This window comes from Pseudomonas sp. B329 (genome assembly GCF_023127835.1).
GTDB lineage: Bacteria > Pseudomonadota > Gammaproteobacteria > Pseudomonadales > Pseudomonadaceae > Aquipseudomonas > Aquipseudomonas synxantha_A.
In genome coordinates, this window is the sequence record NZ_SPKP01000039.1 from 124609 (window position 1) to 148076 (window position 23468).

Genomic DNA, 23468 nt, shown 5'->3' on the forward strand with positions numbered 1-23468 from the left:
TGTCGGCATTCTACAGAGGAACGCGAGTGTGTCAACCTGTAAATCAAACAAAAGCGCTTGTGGTTCAATCGGTTAGCTCTCCAAGGCGGGGTCATGAAGCGCTTCGGGCCAGTCAGGCTGAGGCTTTCAGCTCTATCGGAAGGCTGAATTCGATTGAGAAAATAAATTCATCGGGGAAACTTCCTACCACTTGGAAGGAAGAATCAAACTACTGGTGCTATATACAGGGGTGAATGCGATACTGGCCACCCGTTGGTTCACACCCCGTTTATATGACGCAGCGCAAAATCATCCACGTCGACTGTGATTGCTTCTACGCCGCCATCGAGATGCGTGACGACCCGAGCCTGGCGCAAAAGCCCTTGGCTGTGGGCGGCTCGGCGGACCGGCGGGGGGTTATCGCTACCTGCAACTACGAAGCGCGTGCGTATGGAGTTCGTTCTGCGATGTCGTCGCGCCACGCCTTGAAGCTGTGCCCCGACCTGACCATCGTCAAGCCGCGCATGGATGCCTATAAAGAAGCATCGAAGGAAATCCAGACGATCTTTCGCGACTACACCGACTTGATCGAGCCGTTGTCGCTGGATGAAGCCTACCTCGACGTCTCCGACAGCCCGCATTTTGGCGGCAGCGCCACGCGTATTGCCCAGGACATCCGTCGGCGGGTCTCCAACCAGCTGCATATCACCGTGTCTGCCGGGGTGGCGCCGAACAAGTTCCTGGCCAAGATCGCCAGCGACTGGAAGAAACCCAACGGCCTGTTCGTGATTACCCCGGACCAGGTCGAAGACTTTGTCTCGCAGCTGCGGGTCAGCAAGCTGCACGGCGTTGGCAAGGTCACCGCCGATAAGCTCGCGCGCCTGGGCATCGAAGACTGCTTGCAGCTGCGCGAGTGGAACAAACTGGCGCTGGTGCGCGAATTCGGCAGTTTTGGCGAACGACTCTGGAGCCTGGCCCGTGGGATTGATGATCGCGTGGTGCAAAACGACAGTCGTCGACAGTCCATCAGCGTAGAAAACACCTACGATGTGGACTTGCCGGATCTTTCAAGCTGCCTGGCTAAACTCCCCGAATTGATGGAAACCCTGGCGGGGCGTATGGCACGCATCGACAGCAGCTACCGGGCGGGCAAGCCGTTCGTCAAAGTTAAGTTTCATGACTTTACCCAGACGACGCTGGAGCAGGCGGGGGCAGGGCGGGATCTGGAGAGTTATCAGCAGTTGCTGACCCAGGCGTTTAATCGCGGGGGCAAGCCGGTGCGTTTGTTGGGGATTGGGGTGCGGTTGCTGGACCTGAGCGGCGGTAACGAACAGCTCGAATTTTCCTGGTAGAAACCGGGATTAGAGAGTGTGGGAGACTCAAGTGTGGGAGGGGGCTTGCTCCCACATTTGATCTCCAACAGGCTGCAGATTTCAGCGTGCGCCAGGATCTGCGACCAACCGCCCCGCATCCTTGGTCAGTGCCTGCACAAACTCCTGCTGCAATTCCGGATCATTGCGGGTCAGCTCGATCAGGCTTTGTTCCAGTTCGCTGGCTTCTTCTTCCAGGCCCAGTTCCGACAGGCGCTTGACGCGGTGCACCCATTGGTTCACTTCGTCATCTTCCAGGTCGTCGTAGATCAAGGCATGGGCTTCCAGCAATTTGCCACGCAGGCCGTTGCTGACCGCCAGGGTCGAGTCTGTGTGCACATCGTCCTGACCATCTGCCACGCTGATCTTCAAGGTCGTGACGCGGTTCAGGTCCTGCTCGGCAAACGGGCTGTCCAACAGGTTCAGGCGCAGGATGCCGTTGCGGTCGGTGGTCAGCTCATGGGTCTGCTTGCCGGCAGTGACTTGTACCGGGCGCTCGCTCCACGGCAGGCTCGAATACTCCAGGCGCTTGTCGCGCTGGACTTCATCGATAGCTGCCAGGTTCTGTTGCGCACGGCCATGGGATTGCACGTTCATGAACGGGTTGATGCCGTCCACGCCATAGCTCAGCCAGTCTCGCGTCACACTCGTGGGCAGGTTGCCGAGGGCGAAGATATTCGCCACGTTGGCACCCACGCCCGCGACCAACGCCACGGCACCCAGCGGCATCTCATAGAGTTTGCGCCAGGGCTGGTAGGGCGTGTAGCGATCGTAACGACGGGTGACTTCGAATTCGGTGACCTCGAAGGTCTTCTGCTCATGAATGCGAACCCGGCGTTGCGGCAGCTCCAGCACTTTGGGTTCGCCTACATCGATCTGCAGGCTGTGATCGAGCAATTTACGCTCGATCCGCTCCTCGTGCTCACTGCGTTGCGACATCTGATTGGCGCAGCCGCTGACCAGCAGGGCGCCGCACAAGGCGGCGCCCCCCAGGGCTTTGGTGTTTCGCTTGAACATGACTTCTCTTGATCTGGTTTTCAGCGACGAATACGCGCCTGAAGGAAAGACAGCACGTCAGCCACCGGCAACGGTTGGGCTTGCGCTTCGGTCCGGCTCTTGTATTCCAGATTGCCATCGGCCAGGCCACGGTCACTGACCACGATCCGGTGCGGGATGCCAATCAGTTCCATGTCGGCGAACTTGATGCCCGGGCTGGTTTTCTTGTCCCGGTCATCGAGCAGCACTTCAAAACCGGCAGCGGTCAGTTCAGCGTATAGCTTGTCGGTGGCTTCGCGTACTTGCTCGGTTTCATAGCGCAACGGCACCAGGGCCACCTGGAACGGCGCCAAAGCGTCACTCCAGATGATGCCTTTCTCGTCGTTGTTCTGCTCGATGGCAGCGGCGACCACGCGGGAAACACCAATGCCGTAGCAGCCCATGTCCAGGGTGATCGGCTTGCCGTTCTCGCCCAGCACTTCGCACTTCATCGCCTTGCTGTACTTGTTGCCCAGCTGGAAGATGTGCCCGACTTCGATGCCGCGCTTGATTTCCAGGGTGCCCTTGCCATCCGGGCTTGGGTCACCGGCTACGACGTTGCGCAGGTCGGCCACGGTCGGAACCGGCAGGTCACGCTCCCAGTTCACGCCGAAGTAGTGCTTGTCGTCGATGTTCGCGCCGATACCGAAGTCGCTCATCAGCTCGACGGAACGGTCGATGATGATCGGCAGCGGCAGGTTCAGCGGGCCTAGGGAACCGGCACCGGCACCAATGGCGTCGCGCAGCTCGGCATCGGTGGCCATGACCAGCGGGCTGGCTACGCCAGGCTGGTTGGCGGCCTTGATTTCGTTGAGCTCGTGGTCGCCACGGATCACCAGGGCGATCAGCTTGCCTTCTTCTTCAGCGCGCACGATCAGGGTCTTGATGGTCTTTTCAATCGGCAGATTGAATTTCTCCACCAGGGCCACGATGGTTTTGGTGTCCGGCGTGTCGACCAGGCGCAGCTCCTCGGTGGGAGCAGGGCGCGAGGTTTCACGTGGTATGGCTTCGGCCTTCTCGATGTTCGCCGCGTAGTCGGAACCGTTGCTGAACACGATATCGTCTTCACCGGATTCGGCCAGCACGTGGAATTCGTGGGAGCCGGCACCGCCGATGGAGCCGTTGTCCGCTTCAACCGGGCGGAACTTCAGGCCCAGGCGCGTGAATACATTGCAGTAGGCCTGGTGCATGCGGTCGTAGGTCGCTTGCAGGGAAGCCTGGTCGGCATGGAACGAATAGGCGTCCTTCATGATGAATTCGCGACCACGCATCAAGCCGAAGCGCGGGCGGATTTCATCGCGGAATTTGGTCTGGATCTGATACAGGTTCAGCGGCAACTGTTTATAGCTGCTCAACTCGTTGCGCATCAGGTCGGTGATGACTTCTTCATGGGTCGGGCCGGCGCAGAAATCACGGCCATGACGGTCCTTGAAGCGCAGCAACTCAGGGCCGTACTCTTCCCAGCGCCCGGATTCCTGCCACAACTCAGCCGGTTGGGTGCTCGGCATCAACACTTCCAGAGAGCCGGCAGCGTTCATTTCTTCGCGAACGATGGCTTCGACCTTGCGCATCACCTTCAAGCCCATGGGCAACCAGGTGTACAGGCCCGAGGCCAGTTTGCGGATCATGCCGGCGCGCAGCATCAGCTGATGGCTGATCACAACCGCGTCGGAAGGCGTTTCTTTCTGTGTGGCGAGCAAATATTGACTGGTACGCATGGTAGGCCGTTGTCGGTTGCTTGGACTTGAAATGACTTGGGATTGTACGGGCGGTTGCTGCTGGAGTACAGGCGTGAGGTGGTGGGGCGTATCTGTCGTAACCGTCGCTTGTGTGGGAGCTGGCTTGCCTGCGATAGCGGCGTTGGGTTCACCATCGCTATCGCAGGCAAGCCGGCTCCCACATTGACCGAGTCGTATCAGTCTTCCTGTGGTGGATTAAGCCGGGCGCGCCGGTTCTCCTGGAACCAGTGCAATGCAATCAGGAGCAGCGTCGGCACCCCCAGCAAGCAGGTGATCATAAAGAAGTTGTGATAACCGAACTTCTCCACCATCACCCCCGAATACCCGCCGATCAGGCGTGGCAGCAACAGCATGATCGAGCTGAGCAACGCATATTGGGTAGCGGAGAACTTGAGGTTGGTCAGGCTCGACAGGTACGCCACGAACGCCGAGGTGGCCATGCCCGAACTGAAGTTGTCCAGGGAAATGGTGACGATCAGCATCTGCAGGTCGGGGCCCATGTCGGCGAGCATCACGAACAAAAGGTTGGTGCCGGCCGAGGCCACGCCACCGATGAACAGGATCGGCAGGATCCCGAACCGCACAATCAACAGGCCGCCCATGCCGGCGCCGAGCAGGGTCATGATCAAGCCGAAGATCTTGCTCACTCCGGCGATCTGGTCCTTGGTGAAACCCTGGTCGATATAGAACACGTTGGCCATCACGCCCATCACCGTGTCGGACATGCGATACGTGGCAATCAGCCCGAGCAGCAGCAGCGCCTGCCAACGATAGCGCAGGATAAAGTCGTTGACCGGCGTCAGCACCGGCGCCAGGCCCCGGCGGCCCATGGCCGAAAGGCACAGGGTGGTGAGGATGATATAAAGGATGGCGCGCAGGAACGCGCGGTCTTCCATCAGCAGTTCCCACAGGCTCACGCCCTGGAACAGCACGCTGGCGAAGTCGGTGTTGTACAGCTGGGTGAACATCGCCGGCACCGAGACCAGCAGCACGATCAGCACAAACACCGACACCAACTGGTGCATGAAACTGTAGCGCCCGGCCTGCAACTGGGTGCGCAGTGGCACATCAGGTTCACGCATGAGGAAGGTGGTGAGCAACGCCGGCACCATCAACACGCCGAACAGCACATAGGTGCCGGTCCAGGCCGAGTGTTTATAGTTGAAGCCGGTGGAGCCAAAGCCTTCGGCAAAGAACAGCGCACCGGCCGTGGCCAGCAGGGCGGCAATGCGGTAGCCGGACATGTAGCTCGCGGCCAGGGCGGCCTGGCGGCTGTCGTCGGCGATTTCCAGGCGGTAGGCATCCACGGCGATATCTTGGGTGGCCGACGCGAAGGCGACGATCACCGCGATGGCGATCAACCAGGACAGGTGTTTTTGCGGGTCACAAAAACCCATGCCGATCAATCCGAGGATCACCAGCGATTGGGCCAGCACCAGCCAGGAGCGACGACGCCCCAGTTTACCGAGCAACGGCAAGCGCCATTGATCGAGCAGCGGCGACCAGACCCATTTAAAGGCGTAGGCCAGGCCGATCAGGCTTGCATAGCCAATGGTCTCGCGGGCCACACCGGCTTCACGCAGCCACACTGAAAGCGTCGAGAACACCAACATGTAAGGCATGCCGGCGGCGAAGCCGAGCAACAACAGCACTAATGTCGAGGGGCTGGCATAGGCGGCGAGCGCGGCGCGCCAGGTTTTACGGGGCATGGGCTGGAGTCTGCCTCAGGTTTGCGGAAACAAAGCGCGCACTCTAACCGCTGTGCTCTACCGGACGCCAGCCATGGCGCTGAATATCAACACGATTGTTCAAGATAGTGACGCCTTCGCTACGCAAACGCGCACGTTGTTCGTCGCCTGAGGCGCTGCCCGCCGGCAGACTTATCCGACCACCGGCGCCCAACACCCGATGCCAGGGTAATCGGGTGTCTTCGGGCAACTGGCTCAGGGTGCGCCCGACCCATCGGGCGGCACGGCCCAGACCCGCCAGGTGAGCCAGCTCGCCGTAGCTCACCACACAGCCTTCGGGCACTTGCGACAAGGTCAGGTACAGCGCGGTACGCCGCATTTCGGCGGGGCTTTGCGGCGTATCGGCAGGTGGCTTCACTATGGGGATATCCGTTGAGATCGTCGCGGTTTTGTCAGAAACGTCTGTAAACATGACGATGAGCATTGAACTCAATATAAATCCTTGAGTCAGTTCTAGCCATGTAACACTATAACGCCCCTATTTTTTGCCACCCCTGAGCCCCGTATCTGCTTATGTTGTCCAGAACCCTGTTGTGCCTTGCTGTTTTCAGTGCTTCCACGCCCTTGCTCGCCGATACCGTCTGGTTGAAAAACGGCGACCGGCTGACCGGCAAGATCAAAGTCTTCGACGGTGGCAAACTGCTGATCCAAACCACCTACGCGGGCTCGATCCCGGTGGACTGGAAGCAGGTCAAGACCCTGGAAAGCGATCAGGAGTTGCTGGTCAAGCAGGACGCCTACAGCGGCGAAAAGGCCAAGTCGTTGCAGGCGTCGGATGACGGCAAGGTTGTGCTGGCCAATGGCGAGGCACCCAAGACGGTCGACCTGGCAAGCATCCAACAGATCATGAAGCCCAAGCCAGTGATCGAAGACCTGGTGTGGAAGGGCAACGTCGACCTGGCGCTGGACTACAAGCGTGCCGACAAAGACACCAACGATTACGACATCGACTTCAAGACCTCGGCCCGTCATGGCCAATGGCGTCATACGGGCAAGGGCGAATACAACCGCGAGTTCCAGGACGACGTTACCACCACCGATAACTGGGCGCTGGAGTACAACCTGGACCGCTTCATCACCGAGCACTGGTTCTGGCAGGGTCGCCTGACCTACAAGCGCGACAAGGTCGAAGACCTGGCCCGTCAGCGCGTTGTCGGTACCGGCCCGGGCTATCAGTTCTGGGACGATGAACTGGGCGCGTTCTCCCTCGGTTCGCTGGTTAACCGCACCGACTACGAATACGCCGACGGCGGCAAGGACAACTTCTATTCCCTGGCCATGAAGTGGAACTACAACCGCTACCTGGTGGGCAAGACCGTCGAGTTCTTCACCAACGGCGAATTGGGCAAACCCCTTGCCGGGCCGTCCGAGTATTCCCTGGATGCGGAAATGGGCCTGCGCTACAAGGTTACCGAATGGGCCTCGCTCAACTTGAAGGCCGAGCGCAACGAGGTCAGCGGCAGTTCCGAGAGCAGCCTGAGCAAGACTCGCTACACCGCAGGCTTTGGTGTGGCCTGGTAAAAGCTGCGTCGGCCACTCTGGCAACCTGCGCGGATATTGATTACCTTGTGTTGAGATCCATTCCCATATGCCATGGGCGGCGGAACACCCGAGGAGTCATACGTTGAGCGCGCACGTTGCCAAGAACGCCCGAGAGCTGTTGCTCAAGGAATACCGTGGGGCTTTGGCCACACAGTCAAAAGCCATGCCCGGTTTTCCCTTCGGCTCGGTCGTGCCCTACTGCCTTGATGAGCAGGGCCGCCCGCTGATCCTGATCAGCCGCATCGCCCAGCACACCCATAACCTGCAAAAAGATCCCAAGTGCTCATTGCTGGTGGGTGAGCGCGAGGCTGATGATGTGCAGGCCGTGGGGCGTCTGACCTACCTGGCCGAGGCCGAGAAACTGGAAGACGGCGCAGCCATTGAAGCGGCCGCCGAGCGTTACTACCGCTACTTCCCCGATTCGGCCAACTACCACAAGGCCCACGATTTCGATTTCTGGGTGCTCAAGCCGGTGCGCCACCGTTATATCGGTGGGTTTGGCGCGATTCACTGGGTCGACCAGTTGACCCTGGCCAATCCGTTCGCCGGCAAGGCCGAGCGCAGCATGATCGAGCACATGAACAGCGATCACACCAAGGCCATCGCCCATTACGTCGACCTCAGCGGTTTGCCGACTGGCGAGCCTGCGCAGTTGGCCGGCATCGACAGCGAAGGCATGCACCTGCGTATTGGCCAAAGCTTGCATTGGTTGCCTTTCGAGACGCCTTGCAACACACCGACACAAGTACGCGAGGCCCTGGTTTCATTGGCTCACGCCGTGGTGTGGCCGAAAAAAACCACTGCCGACGCTTGAATTCACACAATGGCGACGTCATCTAAGGTGAACTGGCAAGGCATTCTTGCGTTGAGGAACCATTTGATGCGCCCTTTTTTATTGCTCTTTCTGCTGTTCCCGGTGTTGGAGCTGTTCGTATTCGTCAAAGTCAGCGGTGCGATCGGGTTTTTCCCGGCGCTGCTGCTGATCATCGCAGGCTCCATGCTCGGCGTCCTGGTGCTGCGCGTGGCCGGCCTGGCCACGGCGTTGCGTGCCCGTGAAAGCCTGAACCGCGGCGAACTGCCGGCCCAGACCATGCTTGAGGGCCTGATGATGGCCCTGGCCGGTGGCCTGCTGATCCTGCCGGGCTTTATCAGCGACGTGCTCGGCCTGGTCCTGCTGCTGCCGTTTACCCGCAAACTGCTGGCCGGCAAGATGCGCCAGCGCGCCGAAGAAGCGGCCATGCGCCAACGCGCGTTTGCCGACGACCTGCAACCCCGTGGCGGCCCGGCCCCGCGTCAACCGCTGGGGCGTGAAGGCGACGTGATCGAAGGCGAGTTCGAACACCGCGACAACAAATAACTGCTTCACTGGCACGGCACCTTCGGGTGCCGTGTTGCATTGGCCCGGGGAGCGATCTGAGAAAAAATTTCCTCCCGGCCCCCTTGTAATAAGCGTATGCGCCCTTATGTAACGGTCACCGCAAGGTTTCTGGTGGTGACATCAGACAGACTTCCGCGTCTCGCCCAGCGAGCCGCGACCGGCACCGCCGGAATTTAACCCGCCGGAATTGATACCGGCCGATGAAAAACACAATTAGGAGAGATCGACAATGAAGCTTCGTCCTCTGCACGACCGCGTCGTAATCCGTCGCAGCGAAGAAGAAAAGAAAACCGCTGGCGGGATCGTTCTGCCAGGTTCGGCTGCTGAAAAAGCCAACCACGGTGTGATCGTCGCTGCTGGCCCAGGCAAGACCCTGGAGAACGGTGATGTACGCGCACTGGCCGTGAAAGTGGGTGACAAGGTTGTTTTCGGCCCTTACTCCGGCAGCAACACTGTGAAAGTAGACGGCGAAGACCTGCTGGTCATGGCTGAGAACGAAATTCTCGCCGTACTGGAAGACTGATTTCCTCGCTCATTTTCCCGTTACTACAAAGTATTTAAGGAATATCGATCATGGCTGCTAAAGAAGTTAAATTCGGCGACTCCGCCCGCAAGAAAATGCTCACCGGTGTCAACGTCCTGGCTGACGCAGTAAAAGCGACCCTGGGCCCGAAAGGCCGTAACGTGATCATCGAGAAGAGCTTCGGCGCTCCGACCATCACCAAGGACGGCGTTTCCGTCGCCAAAGAAATCGAACTGGAAGACCGTTTCGAGAACATGGGCGCGCAGCTGGTCAAAGACGTTGCCTCCCGTGCCAACGATGACGCGGGCGACGGCACCACCACCGCTACCGTCCTGGCTCAGGCGATCGTCAACGAGGGCTACAAGGCCGTCGCTGCCGGCATGAACCCTATGGACCTCAAGCGTGGCATCGACAAGGCGACCATCGCCATCGTTGCCGAGCTGAAAAACCTGTCCAAGCCATGCGCCGACACCAAGGCCATCGCTCAGGTCGGCACCATCTCCGCCAACTCCGACAGCTCCATCGGTGACATCATTGCCGAAGCCATGGAAAAAGTCGGTAAAGAAGGCGTGATCACCGTTGAAGAAGGCTCGGGCCTGGAAAACGAACTGTCGGTTGTAGAAGGCATGCAGTTCGACCGTGGCTACCTGTCTCCGTACTTCGTCAACAAGCCAGAGACCATGGTTGCCGAGCTGGACAACCCGCTGATCCTGCTGGTTGACAAGAAGATCTCCAACATTCGCGAAATGCTGCCAGTACTGGAAGCCGTTGCCAAAGCCGGCCGCCCATTGCTGATCGTTTCCGAAGACGTTGAAGGCGAAGCCCTGGCCACCCTGGTTGTGAACAACATGCGTGGCATCGTCAAGGTTGCAGCCGTCAAGGCTCCAGGCTTCGGCGACCGTCGCAAGGCCATGCTGCAGGACATCGCCGTATTGACTGGCGGTACCGTTATCTCCGAAGAGATCGGCCTGAGCCTGGAAAGCGCCACCCTGGAAAACCTGGGCAGCGCCAAGCGCGTGACCATCTCCAAGGAAAACACCATCATCGTTGACGGTGCTGGCGTTGAAGGCGACATCGAGTCCCGTATCGCGCAGATCCGTGCACAGGTTGCCGAAACCTCCTCGGACTACGACCGTGAAAAACTGCAAGAGCGTCTGGCCAAGCTGTCCGGCGGCGTTGCAGTGATCAAGGTTGGCGCTGGCTCCGAAGTTGAAATGAAAGAGAAGAAGGCCCGCGTTGAAGACGCCCTGCACGCAACCCGTGCAGCCGTTGAAGAAGGCGTGGTACCTGGCGGTGGCGTTGCGCTGATCCGTGCTCTGGAAGCCCTGACCAACCTGACCGGCGACAATGCCGATCAGAACGTTGGTATCGCTGTGCTGCGTCGTGCCGTTGAAGCACCGCTGCGTCAGATCGCTGCCAACTCCGGCGACGAGCCAAGCGTTGTGGTCAACGAAGTCAAGAACGGCAAAGGTAACTACGGTTACAACGCTGCGACTGGCGTCTATGGCGACATGATCGAAATGGGCATCCTGGACCCTACCAAGGTGACCCGTTCCGCGCTGCAAGCGGCAGCCTCCATCGGTGGCCTGATCCTGACTACCGAAGCTGCCATCGCTGACAAGCCGAAGGCTGAAGGCGCAGCTGGCGGCGGTATGCCAGATATGGGCGGCATGGGTGGCATGGGCGGCATGATGTAAGCCAGCCTTACCCGGTGCTATAAAAAGCCCCGCCTGCAGTGATGCAGGCGGGGCTTTTTTGTGAGCGGTTGTATCTCTCAACTTCGGTATGACACTGGACCTGTGGCGAGGGAGCTTGCTCCCGCTGGCGGCCTGACAGCCGACGCCTATCTACCTGACACCCCGCGATCCAAATGTGGGAGGGGGCTTGCTCCCGATGGCGGCCTGCCAGCCGACGCCTATCTACCTGACGCCCCTCGGTCCCAATGTGGGAGGGGGCTTGCTCCCGATGGCGGCCTGCCAGCAGACACAGTTATACCGAGTACATATCCATTCCTGCGGTAATGGCCACTTAGGGTTCCGCCCTGACGGCGGCTCACTTTGCAAAAGCCGGGATGCCGGCCCAGGCCAAAGTAAGCAACGCTCTTGCCCCACCACTCGGCACTTCGCCTAGGCTCGGTGTGCCCGTAATCCGACAGCGATTTGGGGGGGGCGCCGCCACGCGCCATCCATGGCGCGGGGCGGCTAAACCGGCATCCCCTGCCGGTTTACCCCCCAAATCCCTGTCGAATTCCGGCCAGCGTGGTTTAACGGGGCGCCTGAGATCAAAAGCAGATCAAAAGCGACTCGCTTCGCATCGTGGTTACTGTTGGCGACTGTAAAGTTGTGTTGATACCCATGCCAATCGCAGGCAAGCCAGCTCTCACATTTGATCTTCGTTGCGTTGAGCATTGCATTCGCTTAACTGATCGGCATTACGGCTTGCCGTGAAGGCCGGTACAGCAACAGGCAATACAAACCCAGGCAAATCAGCCAGCAAAAAATCGCTGTCCACACGTTGTGGGAAAAAAAGTGTGCCCCTTGCAGCATACGGCTGACTGAGAAGACGCTGCCCAGGCTGACGGCAAAAATGAACGCGTTGCGCGCCAGTCGTGGTCGCCGATCCCTCAGCGCGAAGAACCAGGCGAACAAGGCAAAACCGGTGGCTGCATGTCCGCCGGGCCAACAGCGGCCAGGTTTATCGGTAGGTGGGCGCGGGCTGAGCAGTTCGCTGTAGGTTTCCTGGCCGCCGAATTCCTTGAGGCTCCAGGGGCATTGCACGGCGGTGATGGTTTTCAACGGCGCCACGAAGGCCGTCGCCAATCCCAGCGACAGCACCAGGCACACCAGTTCGCGGCGGTACGGCTTGAGTCGTTGCAGAATGAAGCTGCCGACCAGCCCCAGAATCGCCAACACCGAAAACAGGATCACCAGTTGCTTGGCCCGATCATGCAGGATGTCTTCAAGGAAGAAGCTATAGCGGCCGATGAAGCCGCCAGCCTCCGCGCTGTAGAAGCGCCTGGCCAGGTCCATGTCCAATGAGGTCAGTTCCAGCAACAGCAAGACCACTGCGGCGCCGGCAGGCAGGCCCAGGCACAGCCAGAAATTGAGCGGTTTGGAAACCGGTAAAGAAGAGGAGGATTTCATCACGAACCTTGGTGAGAAAGCCCCGTGCTCACCTGCACGGGGCTTTTTGATTAGCGTTTGCTTAAGACTGGAGCTTCTTCCTTGGGCGCTTTCCAGCTCAGCAGTTGCTGTTTGTAGTCGTAGCTGGCGGCCTGATAATAGGTAATTGCCCGCTGGATCAATGGGTCATCGCTACCGACGCGCAACTCCTGGCTTTCTCCAAGAGCCTGGTCATGGCGACGCAGGCCTTGGCGCGGGCTGAGGATTGCCAGGTCCTTGCCGTCAAACAAGCCCAGATGCTGGTAGTTGCCCACCACGACCCGCGGTGGCAGCGGGTTGTCTTGCAACAGATTACGGCCGAAGAACGTCGACTCGTAGCTGAGGTTGATCAGGCCCAGCAAGGTCGGCGCAAGGTCGATCTGGCTGGCCAGTTGCGCGGACTCCCGTGCGTCGATCAGCTTGGGCGCATAGATAAACAACGGGATCTGGTAGTTGGTGATCGGCAGGTCTTCCTTGCCTGCGCTGCCGGCCGTGTGGTCGGCGACGAACACAAAAATGGTGTTGTCGAACCAGGGTTTCTGGCGTGCAGCTTCAAGGAACTGGTTGATGGCGTAGTCGGTGTATTTCACTGCACCATCGCGACCCTTGCCGGATTTGATATCGATGCGCCCATCCGGGTAGGTATAGGGGCGATGGTTGGAAGTCGTCATCAGTTGCAGTAAGAACGGCTGTTGCTTGGCGTAGTCGGCGTCGGCCAGTTTAAGCGTCTGTTTGAACAGGTCTTCGTCGGCCATGCCCCAGGCATTTTTGAACGAGATTTCTGACTCGGGCACGCTGCTTTGGTCCACGACCCGATACCCGTTGCCGCTGAAAAACGCGTTCATATTGTCGAAGTAACCGCGACCGCCGTAGACAAACACGCTGTCGTAACCGATGGCCGTGAGTTGTTGGCCGAGGCTCGCGAACCCGCTTTCACGACCGATGCGCTTGACGATCGAGCGGCCTGGCGTGGGTGGGATCGCCAGGGTAATGGCTTCCAGGCCCCGGTCGGTTCGTGTCCCGGTGGCATAGAAGTTATTGAAGTACAGGCTTTGTTTGCGCAATGCATCCAGGTTGGGCGTGAGGTTGCGTTGATCGCCGTTGCTGCCCATGTACTTGGCGCTGAAGCTTTCGATGGTGACCAGCACGATGTTGGGCTTGCGCAGTGTGCCCGGGTTGGTGATGGCGCGGCGAATATCCAGCGGGTCCGGGTCGATAAAGCGCGCATTGGGCTCGCTGAGTTCGGCGCGCAGTTGCCGGGCGACCACGTCAGTGGGCAGGCTCTGATAGAACTGGGTGTAGTCCAATTCGTTATTGCGGAACGCAGCGAAGAATTGATAAGGGCCGTTGCTGGCCAGTTCGTTCTTGTAAGCGTTACCGCCCTGGGCACGCGGGCTGTCCTGGCTGATCAGTTGCAGGCTGAGGCCGGCGACCACCAACAGGCCCAGGGCATTGACCAAACGGCCACGCAGTGCCGGCAAAGGTGCCGCCATGGCGGCATTGAAGGGTTTACGCAGGGCCAGGCTCATGAGGATCGCCAGCATTGCCAGCAGGCTCAGCAGCTTGCCGATCGGGTAAGACTCCAGCAGGTTGTTCAGCACCTCATCGGAATACACCAGATAGTCGACCGCAATAAAGTTGAAGCGCACCCCAAACTCATCCCAGAACAGCCATTCGGCCACCGAGGTGAACAGCATGGCGAACAGGCTGATTGTCAGCAGCGCCTGCAAGAACCAGCGGTGGCCGCGGCGGCGCCACAGTGCGGGTGGGCAGAGCAGCAAATACAAGCCCAGCGGCAAGGCCGCATAGGCGAGGAAGCCCAGGTCGTAGACCAGACCCACGCCAAACACCGGCAGCAAGTTGCCGCCCACTTCATTCAGGTGAGTCACGAGCAACACGCTGCGAGTAAGCAGGAAAACCAATAACCAGGCAGCGGTTATCAACAGCAAATAGCGCATTGGCGCTGTTTTGAGAAAGCCCATGTCCAGGTTCCTTAGATCGATGGACGCGATCTTCACCCTGACACTGTGGTCTGTTTGTGAAGCTATAGTGAAAAACTCGTTTGTCCCTGTAATCAGTTGAAAACCCTCATCAGTGGGCCTTTCAGCTCTATCCCTGAGCCCCGCTTGGCCTTAAGCTGCGCGAGCCAACACGGCTGTTACCGCGTACGGAGACACTGCCCATGCGAATTTTATTGGTTGAAGACAACCGCGATATTCTGGCCAACCTGGCCGATTACCTGGGGCTCAAAGGCTACACAGTGGACTGTGCGCAGGACGGCTTGTCGGGCCTGCACCTGGCGGCCACCGAGCATTACGACCTGATCGTGCTCGATATCATGCTGCCTGGCATCGATGGCTACACCCTGTGCAAACGCCTGCGCGAAGACGCACGGCGCGATACGCCGGTGATCATGCTCACCGCACGCGATCAACTGGATGACCGCCTGCAAGGCTTCAAGTCCGGGGCTGATGATTACCTGCTCAAGCCATTTGCCTTGTCGGAACTGGCCGCGCGGATCGAGGCGGTGTTGCGGCGTGCCCAGGGTGGTGGCCGCCGCGCCCTGCAGGTGGGTGACCTGAGCTACGATCTCGATACCTTGGAAGTCACCCGCGAAGGGCGCCTGCTCAAGCTCAACCCCGTCGGCCTGAAACTGCTGGCAGTGCTGATGCAGAAGAGCCCGCACGTGCTACGCCGGGAAATTCTCGAAGAAGCCCTGTGGGGCGATGACTGCCCGGACAGCGACAGCCTGCGCAGCCACGTTCACCAATTGCGCCAGGTGATCGATAAGCCCTTTGCCAAGCCGTTGCTGCAAACGGTGCACGGGGTGGGTTATCGCTTGGCCGAGGGCCGTGATGGAGTTTAGACAAAGCCTTGCCCAACGGATCATCATCGCCTTTGCCTTGATGAGTGCGTTGGTGGCGGGGGCCTTCGCCATGGGGATCGTTGCGACGGTGCACCTGGTGGAAGAGAAGCTGATCTCGGCGGGCCTGGGCGGTGACCTGCAACGCCTGCTGTTGATGGACAGCATGGAAGACTGGCGACATCGGCCAGAGCCGGACCAGCTGTTTTACTTCAGCGGCGGGCAAGGCGATTTCGAGTTGCCCAAGGATCTTCGGCATCTGGACCCGGGCTTCCACGAAGTATTTCGCGAGTCTCTGTCGTACCACGCCATGGTCGAGGTGATCGACGGTCGGCGTTACGTGCTGTTGCAGGATCAAAGCGATTTTGAAGAGCGCGAGCGCGTGCTGTTTGCCGTGGTGCTGGTGGGGTTCGTGCTCAGCCTGGCGCTGGCGGTGTTCCTCGGCTGGGTGCTGGCCCGCAAGGTGATGGCGCCGGTAGTGCGCCTGGCTCGCCAGGTGCGGCATCGTGACCAGTTGTTAGGGCTGGCGCCGCCCTTGGCGCCGGACTATGCAGCCGATGAAGTGGGCGAACTGGCGGTGGCGTTCGATGCCACGCTGGGTCGCCTGCGGCAGGCGTTGTCCCGTGAGCAGTTGTTTACCAGTGATGTAAGCCATGAGCTGCGCACGCCCTTGATGGTGTTGGCCAGTTCCTGTGAGCTGCTGCTGGAAAACCCCGCCATCGATCAACGCGGCCGTAACCAGGTCCAGCGAATCGCGCGGGCCTGTGAGGAAATGCGTGAACTGGTGCAGACCTTCCTGATGCTGGCCCGCGCCAAGCACGATGATGCTGCCATGTCGGCTCAGGTCAACCTGACGCAGGTCGCCGAAGATTTGCTTGGGATCTGGCGTGGGCCCATCGAGCAAAAAGGCCTTGAGTTGATCTACTGCCCTGGCAATCCTCTGGATACTCGCTACAACACCACGTTCCTGCACGCAGTGATGGGTAACCTGTTGCGCAATGCACTGCATTACACCGAGCAAGGGTTTATCCGCCTCACGCTGGAGCCGAGTGGTTTTGTGGTGGAGGACTCTGGCGTGGGCATTCCTGAAGACAAGCGCGAAGCGATGTTCGAGCCTTTTGTGCGCGGCAGTGAGAACCGTGGCGAGGGGCTGGGGCTCGGCCTGTCGCTGGTGCAACGGATCTGCGAGAGCCAGGGCTGGAGCGTGAGCCTGACGACGATGGAGCCCAATGGCTGCCGTTTTCATGTGGAGCTGAGCCAGGTCAAAAGCTGACCGTTCAGTCTGTCGTTTTGCGGATGCAGACTGCCTGCTTTTCAGCGAAGATGGCCCGATGCTACTGAATGTTTCTGTAAAGTCTTGAAATGTATGCAGTTGGACAGGACAAGATTTTCACAATGAGTTGACCTGTTGATTACGTTTAACTGCTTAAGGTTGCAGGCATCAGTTACCGGAGACGTACGATGCCTTCCCCAATCAAGTTGGAATTTTCCGAAAAGTACGACGATCAACACGCGCAACAATATTTGCTCAAACATCAGGACAATCTGGCTCGCCGGTTGTCCCACAAACGCGACGAGCAACTGGCGCGTGGTGCACTGGCCATGGCCGGTGAGCCGGGCCTGGTGCTGGACCTGCCTTGTGGCGCTGGACGTTTCTGGCCGTTGCTGGCCGAAAAACCCAACCGTGTGATTATCGGGGCTGACAATTCGGCGTCGATGTTGAAGATCGCCACCACCGCGCAACCGGCGGAGGTGGTGAAACGGGTACGCCCTTTGCAGACATCTGCCTTTGATATCGATTTGCCAGATAACTCCGTCGACAGTATTTTCTGCATGCGCTTGATGCACCACATCGGTGAAGCGGAGCACAGGCTGACAATACTGCGTGAGTTTCAGCGAGTTACCCGTGACAGCGTGATTATTTCGCTGTGGGTGGACGGCAATTTCAAGGCCTGGAAGCGCAAGCGCAGCGAAGTACGTCGTCGCAAAAGAGGTGAGCAGGAAGGTTACCAAAACCGGTTTGTGTTACCGGCTGCTACTGTCGAGGCAGAATTCGAGCAGGCCGGTTTCCGTGTTCAGGAGTCCCTGGACTTCATACCGCTCTACGCCATGTGGCGAGTGTATGTATTGCGCAAGAGGTAACAGATGGCAGTTGAGTGCGTAGCAGGCAGTCATGTAGCTCCAGAGGAGCGGTTTGATTATTTCTGGCGCCAGAAGGGTGAGTGGGTCGAAGAACCCAATCGCCGGCGTGGCGGTGAAAGTGGTGTGCAGCGAGTGGTCAGCCCTAATGGGCGTTTGCTGTATTGCAAGCGTCAGACCGGGCACATCTACCGCAGTTGGTTGCATCCATTCGGGCGTCCGACCGTGCTGCGTGAACGTGATGCCTTGAAGGGCCTGCGTTTGCTGGATGTGCGCGTGCCGGAGTTGGTGTTTTGCGAGGCGCGACGCGACCCGGAGCATCAATGGAAAGCCCTGTTGGTGACCGCGTCATTGGACGGTTTCGACGAGATCGAAAACTGGTACGCCGCCGGTGGCCGTGAGCAGTACGGCGAGGCGGTCCACGAGCGTTTGCTCCAGGAGTTGGCCGGCACCCTGGCCCGTATGCACAAGGGTCGCTGGCAGCACGGTTGCTTGTATATCAAGCACATTTTCGTGCGGGTAACCGGTGAGCCTGAGGCGGCGATTGTGGAAGTGGCCCTGCTGGACTTTGAAAAATGTCGCCAGCGTTTGACCGCTTATCGGGCCGCGTCCCATGACATGCTGCAATTGCGCCGCCATTCGTCGTGGAACGATACCGACTGGAAAAAACTCAGCTACTTTTACGAGACGGCGTTTGGCAGCGCTATCAAGGGTTTAACCAGATGAAGCTAGAAATAGCACGAGGTTTGTTTTTGGTCGGGGCGTTGGGCATTTCAGCCCTTGCCCTGGCAGCGTGGGAACAACCTCGCACACAAGTGCTGAGTGCGGTAGACGGTGGCGGGCAATGCCTGCTGCCGCGGATTGCAAAGGCAAGTGTGGCGGCCAGGCCTGATCATGATTTGCTGCTATTCATGTTCGGGATGTCTCAAGCAATGAGGCCGCAAAGTTGAAACGAGTAAAACTCCTGGAAAGGGCCTTGCGATGCGAGGCCCTTTTTTTACGCCTGACGCTTTAACGGTAGGAGCAAGCTCGCTCCTGCAGAGGGGCAATTTTCAGATCAGGTGCAGGTGGTTATCCCAAAACCCCGCCGGTAATTCCAATGGCTTGGCCATCAGTCGTTCCTGGCGACAATCATAGAAGCGGCAACGTCCCTGTCCCGACGTAACCACAAACCCGTCCGCCACTGCACCCACACCGGCGCAGTCGGGCAACGGCCCATCCAGGCGCAGCTCGGCGCTGTCCATATCCCAGATGAAGAAACGATTGCCACGCGGCGCCGTGAGCGCTACCAGGCGCAGTTCACTGTGCACCGCCACGCTGGCGGTGTAGTGCCCCATCGCTTGCAGTTGCTCATCGGCTACCGGGAACGCCATAAAAGGCTGGCCCGGGCGCTTGATTGCGAGCAACTCGGAACGCTCCTGGGACGGCCCCATGAACTGCTGCCCGGTGAGGATGGTGCCATCGCTGGCGATCCCCATATGGCGCACGCTGTTCATTTGCTGCCCCAACGTTTCCTTGCTGATCAAGGTGCCATCGCGCTGCATCAGCACCAGGCTCGGTTCCATGGCGTTGAGGTTCATCTCCACGCGGCTTTCGGCTTCGGTGCGAATGCCGCCGTTGGCCACCACCAGGGTTTCGCCGTCGGGCATCCAGGAGACCTGGTGCGGGCCGATGCCGTGGGTGGAAATCTCGCCGCTGTGTACCAACCGCTCGCCTTCGAACTTATACACACCCAACAACCCACGACCGGGATCTGAGGTGTCGTTCTCGGTGGCGTACAGCCAGTCGCCGCTCTTGTGGATCACCGCATGGCCGTAAAAGTGCCGGTTGGCCTTTGAGGTGATGGTTTGCAGCAGCGTGCCATCGCGCAGGTCGATCAGGTAGCTCTCGGTGCCCGGACGACGGGCGACGAACAGCGCAATTGGCCGTGTGGGGTGGTTGATGATGTCGTGACAGCGCTGGCCGACCTGGGTGGCAAAGACGGGCTTGCCGTCCAGGCGATAGCCGACAGCGTAGTGCTTGCCGTCGGCATCATCGCGTGCCGAGAGCAGCAGCGGTCCCTTGTCTTTGCCTTTGAACAGCGTCCAGCCGCCCAACGTGAGGGCGCTGAGCAGCACGCTACCCAGCGCCAAAGCCTGTCGCCTGAGCATCATCAGTCACCGTCGTTGGCGTTGAAGCCCAATTGGACGCCCAACGCTTTGGCCAGCTCGCCCTCGTGAAGGCGATGGACCACATTGAGGCTGTCGTAGATATCGTTGAGTTGCTGGCGCCCGGCGTCATCGTTCAACAGTTCGTTGAGGGAGCGCTGGTTGCTGGCGAACAGTTTCAGGGACGCAGCATAGGCGGCGTCGATCTTCTCGGCCAACGGCTTCTGATCGCTCGGCAGCAGGCCGCGCAGGCCTTTGTTGTCGACACCGACCCATACGGTCTGGGCGGCGGCGAGGCTGGCCTCCAGGCTTTGCAGGGAGGACTGGCTGCGCCATGCATCGGCCTGGAAGGGTTGCGGGATGCCCTTGGTCTGGCGGCCCATCGGCGTGCCGAGTTTTTTCTTCAGGGTGTCCAGTGCGGTTACTTGCACGCGCAGCAGATCGGCAATGGCTTCGTGGGAATCAGCGTAGCGCTGGTTCGGAAACTTGGTCATCTGCGCGAGCATACCGTCGGTGCTGTTCCAGCTGGCGAGGATCTCTTCCGCCAGGGCTTTCTGACGCTCGCCGATGGCCGTCAGCAGCGGGCAGTAGCGGGCTTTCTGGGCTTCGTCGGCAACGTCGGGCTTGGCGTCGTAGAGGATGTATTCGTAGGCCGACAGGCCCTGCACCACCACGCTCGATTTGGCCAGGGCGGCCGCATCGATCTGCGGCTGGGCGCTGACCAGTTGCTCGACCTGGCGACCTACCAGGTTCTTCTTGTCCGGCCAGAACTGCACCTGCCAGGCGCGGTTGCCTTCTGCCAGCGGGCCGATCAGTAGCGGTTGCAACTCGGCCCAGGCTTTTTGTGCGTGCAGGAAGTCGGCGCGGGCAGTGTCCAGGCTTTCCTTGCCCTGGCAGTAGGCCAGGGCGCTGACGGCCAGCTGACGGTCGGCTTCAACCCAGCGGCTGTAGGTCGGCAGGATCACCTGCTTGGCGATGGCCGCCGAGGTCACCGCTTGCGGGTCCTGGGGCGAGCACGCGCCCAGGGCAAGGGCGGCGAGGCTGGTGAACAACAACTTGGGACGAAACATGTCGAGCTCCCTTCTGTGAGTGGGGCGAAGCTTATAAAGAATTCAGGAACGCCAGCAACGCGGCCCGCTGTTCGGCGTTAAATGACAACACATGTTGCTGCGCCGCTTGTGCTTGCCCGCCGTGCCACAGCACGGCCTCGAGCAGGTTGCGGGCGCGGCCGTCATGCAAGAACTGGGTGTGACCATTTACGGCTTGTGTCAGGCCAATACCCCACAGCGGCGGGGTGCGCCACTCGCGGCCAGTGGCGTTGAATTCGGTACGGTTGTCGGCCAGGCCTTCGCCCATATCGTGCAACAACAGGTCGCTGTAGGGGCGTATCACCTGATTGGCCAGCTCGGGTTCGGCGGCGTTGGCAGCCGTGGTGAATGTCGGCTTGTGACAGCCCTGGCAGCCGGCCTCGTAGAACAGGTTCTTGCCGGCCAACACTTGAGGCGTGTTGACGTCTCGGCGTGCAGGCACCGCGAGGTTGCGGGTGTAAAACAGCACCAGGCGCAGGATGTTGTCGCTGACTTCCGGCTCACCGTCAGGGCCATTGCCGTTTGGCGCCTGCTTGCACGCCACTTGGGCGTCGGTGCAGTCATCAAAAGGTCTCAGGGAGGTCGTGAGGCCCATATCACCCGAAAACGCGTGAACATTTTGTTGGTTGAGGTTGGGTTGCCCGGCTTTCCAGCCAAAACGCCCGAGTACGGTTTTATGCTGGGCGTCATCCCAGACCCAATTGGCGCGGCCGACGATGGCGTCTTTGTCGGCGGTCTCGGGGGCGGTGTTGCGCAGGATATCGGCGTCACTGATTGCTTCGAGCAGGCCCAGGCCGATCATCGGCGGCGCGATGCGTGCCGAGAAGCGTGTGTCGGGGTGCATCGGGCCGTAGCCGAGCTGGGTAATTTTCAGGTCGGGTTTGCGCAGTTCGACGACGGTGCCGTCCTTGAAGCTGACCTGGACAGGGCTGTAGTCGACCCGCACCTTGCCTTCCGGCGTTACGCCAGGCACGGCCATGTCCTGCAACTGCCCGCCGTAGACCGGCTCGGGCACCACGCCGAGCTGTTCGATCAGCTTGGCATAGGGCGGTGCATTTGAAATGGAGAGGCGCACCAGCATCGACACCGCATTCGGCGCATCAGGCAGCGGCGGGTGGCCACGGCCGTCCTTGATATGGCAGTTCTGGCAGGCGTTGGTATTGAACAGCGGGCCCAGGCCATCCCGTGCCGTGGTGGTGGCCGGCGCGATCACCCAGGGGTTGCGAAAAAAGCTGTTACCGACGCTGAAATCCAGGCGGCGGCTAGGTGCCAGGTTGGCCGAGGGCAGGGAAAAGGCGTTCTGGTCGCGCTTGTTTACCGTCGTCGCGCCACCGGATCGCGATTCACCCGGCTCGGCCTTGGTGAAGCGAGGGGCGTCGTCGCAAGCCGTCAGGCATAGAGCCAGCAACGCTGCAGACAGGTAGGAAAGCGAACGGGACATCGAGAATCCTGGACGAGGGGGCAAAATCTGGTCGCAAAGTCTAACAGGGCCGGGCGGTTTGAATAAGAGCAATTATCGTTTGGTGGCATCGCGATTCTTTCCCGCTAGAATGACCACACATTTTTTTTGGAGGTGGCCAATGCAGGCTCTCGACGCTTTGCTCAACCGCGTTTCCGTGCCGCGTTTACTCGACCCGGCACCGACCCAGGAGCAGCGCGACCTGTTGTTCGCTGCCGCCATGCGGGCGCCCGATCACGGTCAATTGCGCCCTTGGCGTTTCCTCACCGTAGAAGGCGCAGCTCGTGAGCAAATGGGCACGCTGTTGGCCGAAGCCGCCCGGCTGCAGGATGCCGATGCACCGCAAGCCGTCATCGACAAGGCGCAGAACGGCCCGCTGCGTGCGCCGTTGGTAGTTGTGGTGATTGCGCGTTTGCAGGAGCACTTCAAAGTGCCCAAGTCCGAGCAATTGCTGGCGGCGGCCTGTGCGGCCCACGGCATCCTGCTGGCGGCGTATGCCCAGGGGATTGGTGCAGTGTGGCGGACCGGGGAGTTGTCCTACTCGGCCCATGTGGCCAAAGGCTTGGGGCTGACGGCGGGTGAAGAAGTGATTGGCTTTCTTTACCTCGGTACGCCGCAGAACCCGCCGCGTACGGCGCCGAAGGAAGACCTGACGCCGTTTGTCCAGGCCTGGAGCGGACGCTAAGCGGTGTGCGGTCAAAATGTGGGAGGGGGCTTGACTGCTAACTAGGATGTTGGGGGGGGGCGAGTACATATCCATTGCTGCGGTAACGGCCACTTAGGGTTCCGCTCTTACAGCGGCTCACTTTTGGAAGGACCGGAATGCCGGCCCAGCCAAAAGTAAGCAAAAGGTCCTCGCCCCACCACTCGGCACCTCGCCTAGGCTCGGTGTGCCCGAACGAAGGCTTGAATCCGTGGGCCGCCGCAATGGGCCATCCCTGGCCCAGTGCGGCTAACCCGGCGTCCTGCCGGGTTACCCACGGATTCAAGCCTGCGTTCGGCCAGCGTGGTTTAACGGGGCGCTTGAGATCAAAAGCAAGATCAAGAGCGGCTCGCCTCGCATCGTAGATACGCTGGCGGCGCTTCTGCTTTTCTGTAGGAGCGAGCTTGCTCGCGAAAAACCTGAGGGCGCCGCGCTCATTCTGATTTCCCCCGTCATCGTTAACGACCTTCGCGAGCAAGCCCGCTCCCACAGGGGTACGCGCACGCTTCAACGATCAGGTCGGCTATAAGGCCGCCTCGCTGTGCTTTTGATCTTGATCTTAGGCGCCCCGTTAAACCACGCTGGCCGGAATTC

Annotated in this window: 21 protein-coding genes and 1 pseudogene; 12 read left to right on the forward strand and 10 right to left on the reverse strand. The window is 59.9% G+C overall.

Translation table 11 applies throughout. From position 1 onward, the window contains the following. The first annotated feature begins 272 nt into the window (after positions 1-272). A complete protein-coding gene (dinB, locus tag E4P00_RS18695) occupies positions 273-1331 on the forward strand; it encodes a DNA polymerase IV (RefSeq protein ID WP_005791058.1) in 1059 nt (352 codons plus the stop codon). 81 nt (positions 1332-1412) lie between these two features. Here the strand turns inward: dinB and E4P00_RS18700 are convergent, their stop codons facing one another. The 4 genes from E4P00_RS18700 to E4P00_RS18715 form a co-directional block, all read right to left on the reverse strand. Beyond that, a complete protein-coding gene (locus E4P00_RS18700) occupies positions 1413-2366 on the reverse strand; it encodes a hypothetical protein (protein WP_248132464.1) in 954 nt (317 codons plus the stop codon). A gap of 20 nt (positions 2367-2386) precedes the next feature. After that, on the reverse strand, positions 2387-4102 hold the full coding sequence (locus E4P00_RS18705; RefSeq protein ID WP_148852651.1) for a proline--tRNA ligase: 1716 nt from the start codon (positions 4100-4102) through the stop codon (positions 2387-2389). Between the two features lie 197 nt (positions 4103-4299). Continuing rightward, positions 4300-5832: an AmpG family muropeptide MFS transporter gene (locus E4P00_RS18710; protein ID WP_005791052.1), complete on the reverse strand. Its 1533-nt coding sequence runs from the start codon at positions 5830-5832 to the stop codon at positions 4300-4302. A gap of 43 nt (positions 5833-5875) precedes the next feature. Then, positions 5876-6190: an MGMT family protein gene (locus E4P00_RS18715; RefSeq protein WP_050549437.1), complete on the reverse strand. Its 315-nt coding sequence runs from the start codon at positions 6188-6190 to the stop codon at positions 5876-5878. 194 nt (positions 6191-6384) lie between these two features. On the opposite strand from E4P00_RS18715, the gene E4P00_RS18720 reads away from it, so the two are divergent. The 5 genes from E4P00_RS18720 to groL all read left to right on the forward strand — a co-directional run bounded on the left by E4P00_RS18720 (position 6385) and on the right by groL (position 11011). Further along, positions 6385-7392, forward strand: coding sequence for a DUF481 domain-containing protein (locus E4P00_RS18720; protein WP_032879652.1), 1008 nt, complete (start codon positions 6385-6387; stop codon positions 7390-7392). Positions 7393-7495: 103 nt separating this feature from the next. Then, the gene (locus E4P00_RS18725) at positions 7496-8227 is read left to right on the forward strand and encodes a HugZ family protein (RefSeq protein WP_078822224.1); all 732 of its coding nucleotides are present in this window, start codon (positions 7496-7498) and stop codon (positions 8225-8227) included. A gap of 66 nt (positions 8228-8293) precedes the next feature. Continuing rightward, positions 8294-8770: an FxsA family protein gene (locus E4P00_RS18730; RefSeq protein WP_047711694.1), complete on the forward strand. Its 477-nt coding sequence runs from the start codon at positions 8294-8296 to the stop codon at positions 8768-8770. Positions 8771-9020: 250 nt separating this feature from the next. Beyond that, positions 9021-9314, forward strand: coding sequence for a co-chaperone GroES (locus E4P00_RS18735; RefSeq protein WP_003193940.1), 294 nt, complete (start codon positions 9021-9023; stop codon positions 9312-9314). A 50-nt stretch (positions 9315-9364) separates the two neighbouring features. Beyond that, positions 9365-11011, forward strand: a complete 1647-nt coding sequence (groL, locus tag E4P00_RS18740; protein ID WP_005791041.1) for a chaperonin GroEL — start codon at positions 9365-9367, stop codon at positions 11009-11011. Positions 11012-11731: 720 nt separating this feature from the next. On the opposite strand, the gene E4P00_RS18745 is transcribed toward groL, so the two are convergent. Both E4P00_RS18745 and E4P00_RS18750 read right to left on the reverse strand, forming a co-directional pair. Beyond that, positions 11732-12457, reverse strand: coding sequence for a phosphatase PAP2 family protein (locus E4P00_RS18745; RefSeq protein WP_248132466.1), 726 nt, complete (start codon positions 12455-12457; stop codon positions 11732-11734). Positions 12458-12507: 50 nt separating this feature from the next. Next, entirely contained in the window at positions 12508-14457 is a 1950-nt protein-coding gene (locus E4P00_RS18750) for an LTA synthase family protein (protein ID WP_223017885.1), read from the reverse strand. 200 nt (positions 14458-14657) lie between these two features. Here E4P00_RS18750 and colR point away from each other — a divergent pair, with 200 nt between their 5' ends. From colR to E4P00_RS18775, 5 genes are all read left to right on the forward strand, one after another. Continuing rightward, on the forward strand, positions 14658-15341 hold the full coding sequence (gene colR, locus E4P00_RS18755; protein ID WP_003175870.1) for a two-component system response regulator ColR: 684 nt from the start codon (positions 14658-14660) through the stop codon (positions 15339-15341). After that, entirely contained in the window at positions 15331-16611 is a 1281-nt protein-coding gene (locus E4P00_RS18760) for a HAMP domain-containing sensor histidine kinase (protein ID WP_103734877.1), read from the forward strand. Before colR ends, E4P00_RS18760 begins: the two co-directional genes overlap by 11 nt. A gap of 188 nt (positions 16612-16799) precedes the next feature. Beyond that, a complete protein-coding gene (locus tag E4P00_RS18765; protein WP_005791029.1) occupies positions 16800-17480 on the forward strand; it encodes a class I SAM-dependent methyltransferase in 681 nt (226 codons plus the stop codon). A 3-nt stretch (positions 17481-17483) separates the two neighbouring features. Then, on the forward strand, positions 17484-18203 hold the full coding sequence (locus tag E4P00_RS18770; protein ID WP_216092058.1) for a lipopolysaccharide kinase InaA family protein: 720 nt from the start codon (positions 17484-17486) through the stop codon (positions 18201-18203). Then, positions 18200-18427, forward strand: a complete 228-nt coding sequence (locus tag E4P00_RS18775; protein ID WP_005791025.1) for a hypothetical protein — start codon at positions 18200-18202, stop codon at positions 18425-18427. The genes E4P00_RS18770 and E4P00_RS18775 overlap by 4 nt, the downstream gene beginning before the upstream one ends. Before the next feature lie 102 nt (positions 18428-18529). Here the strand turns inward: E4P00_RS18775 and E4P00_RS18780 are convergent, their stop codons facing one another. Genes E4P00_RS18780 through E4P00_RS18790 form a run of 3 tightly spaced genes read right to left on the reverse strand, consistent with a single transcriptional unit; the run spans position 18530 to position 22153 of the window. Continuing rightward, positions 18530-19627: a DUF1513 domain-containing protein gene (locus tag E4P00_RS18780; RefSeq protein WP_248132473.1), complete on the reverse strand. Its 1098-nt coding sequence runs from the start codon at positions 19625-19627 to the stop codon at positions 18530-18532. Positions 19628-19629: 2 nt separating this feature from the next. Continuing rightward, the gene (locus tag E4P00_RS18785; protein ID WP_078822220.1) at positions 19630-20694 is read right to left on the reverse strand and encodes an imelysin family protein; all 1065 of its coding nucleotides are present in this window, start codon (positions 20692-20694) and stop codon (positions 19630-19632) included. 31 nt (positions 20695-20725) lie between these two features. Continuing rightward, the gene (locus E4P00_RS18790; RefSeq protein WP_078822219.1) at positions 20726-22153 is read right to left on the reverse strand and encodes a di-heme oxidoredictase family protein; all 1428 of its coding nucleotides are present in this window, start codon (positions 22151-22153) and stop codon (positions 20726-20728) included. Between the two features lie 139 nt (positions 22154-22292). On the opposite strand from E4P00_RS18790, the gene E4P00_RS18795 reads away from it, so the two are divergent. Then, the gene (locus tag E4P00_RS18795; RefSeq protein ID WP_032879659.1) at positions 22293-22856 is read left to right on the forward strand and encodes an NAD(P)H nitroreductase; all 564 of its coding nucleotides are present in this window, start codon (positions 22293-22295) and stop codon (positions 22854-22856) included. 409 nt (positions 22857-23265) lie between these two features. Here E4P00_RS18795 and E4P00_RS29035 read toward each other — a convergent pair. Further along, positions 23266-23385 (reverse strand): annotated as a pseudogene (locus E4P00_RS29035) (outer membrane lipoprotein carrier protein LolA); the annotation flags it as partial. Between the last annotated feature and the right edge of the window lie 83 nt (positions 23386-23468).

Excerpts from the sequence above, each read along its gene's own strand:
- dinB (WP_005791058.1), top strand. The coding sequence starts at position 273 with ATGACGCAGCGCAAAATCATCCACGTCGACTGTGATTGCTTCTACGCC.
- E4P00_RS18700 (WP_248132464.1), bottom strand. The coding sequence starts at position 2,366 with ATGTTCAAGCGAAACACCAAAGCCCTGGGGGGCGCCGCCTTGTGCGGC.
- E4P00_RS18705 (WP_148852651.1), bottom strand. The coding sequence starts at position 4,102 with ATGCGTACCAGTCAATATTTGCTCGCCACACAGAAAGAAACGCCTTCC.
- E4P00_RS18710 (WP_005791052.1), bottom strand. The coding sequence starts at position 5,832 with ATGCCCCGTAAAACCTGGCGCGCCGCGCTCGCCGCCTATGCCAGCCCC.
- E4P00_RS18715 (WP_050549437.1), bottom strand. The coding sequence starts at position 6,190 with ATGCGGCGTACCGCGCTGTACCTGACCTTGTCGCAAGTGCCCGAAGGC.
- E4P00_RS18720 (WP_032879652.1), top strand. The coding sequence starts at position 6,385 with ATGTTGTCCAGAACCCTGTTGTGCCTTGCTGTTTTCAGTGCTTCCACG.
- E4P00_RS18730 (WP_047711694.1), top strand. The coding sequence starts at position 8,294 with ATGCGCCCTTTTTTATTGCTCTTTCTGCTGTTCCCGGTGTTGGAGCTG.
- E4P00_RS18735 (WP_003193940.1), top strand. The coding sequence starts at position 9,021 with ATGAAGCTTCGTCCTCTGCACGACCGCGTCGTAATCCGTCGCAGCGAA.
- groL (WP_005791041.1), top strand. The coding sequence starts at position 9,365 with ATGGCTGCTAAAGAAGTTAAATTCGGCGACTCCGCCCGCAAGAAAATG.
- E4P00_RS18745 (WP_248132466.1), bottom strand. The coding sequence starts at position 12,457 with ATGAAATCCTCCTCTTCTTTACCGGTTTCCAAACCGCTCAATTTCTGG.
- E4P00_RS18750 (WP_223017885.1), bottom strand. The coding sequence starts at position 14,457 with ATGGGCTTTCTCAAAACAGCGCCAATGCGCTATTTGCTGTTGATAACC.
- colR (WP_003175870.1), top strand. The coding sequence starts at position 14,658 with ATGCGAATTTTATTGGTTGAAGACAACCGCGATATTCTGGCCAACCTG.
- E4P00_RS18760 (WP_103734877.1), top strand. The coding sequence starts at position 15,331 with ATGGAGTTTAGACAAAGCCTTGCCCAACGGATCATCATCGCCTTTGCC.
- E4P00_RS18765 (WP_005791029.1), top strand. The coding sequence starts at position 16,800 with ATGCCTTCCCCAATCAAGTTGGAATTTTCCGAAAAGTACGACGATCAA.
- E4P00_RS18770 (WP_216092058.1), top strand. The coding sequence starts at position 17,484 with ATGGCAGTTGAGTGCGTAGCAGGCAGTCATGTAGCTCCAGAGGAGCGG.
- E4P00_RS18775 (WP_005791025.1), top strand. The coding sequence starts at position 18,200 with ATGAAGCTAGAAATAGCACGAGGTTTGTTTTTGGTCGGGGCGTTGGGC.
- E4P00_RS18780 (WP_248132473.1), bottom strand. The coding sequence starts at position 19,627 with ATGCTCAGGCGACAGGCTTTGGCGCTGGGTAGCGTGCTGCTCAGCGCC.
- E4P00_RS18785 (WP_078822220.1), bottom strand. The coding sequence starts at position 20,694 with ATGTTTCGTCCCAAGTTGTTGTTCACCAGCCTCGCCGCCCTTGCCCTG.
- E4P00_RS18790 (WP_078822219.1), bottom strand. The coding sequence starts at position 22,153 with ATGTCCCGTTCGCTTTCCTACCTGTCTGCAGCGTTGCTGGCTCTATGC.
- E4P00_RS18795 (WP_032879659.1), top strand. The coding sequence starts at position 22,293 with ATGCAGGCTCTCGACGCTTTGCTCAACCGCGTTTCCGTGCCGCGTTTA.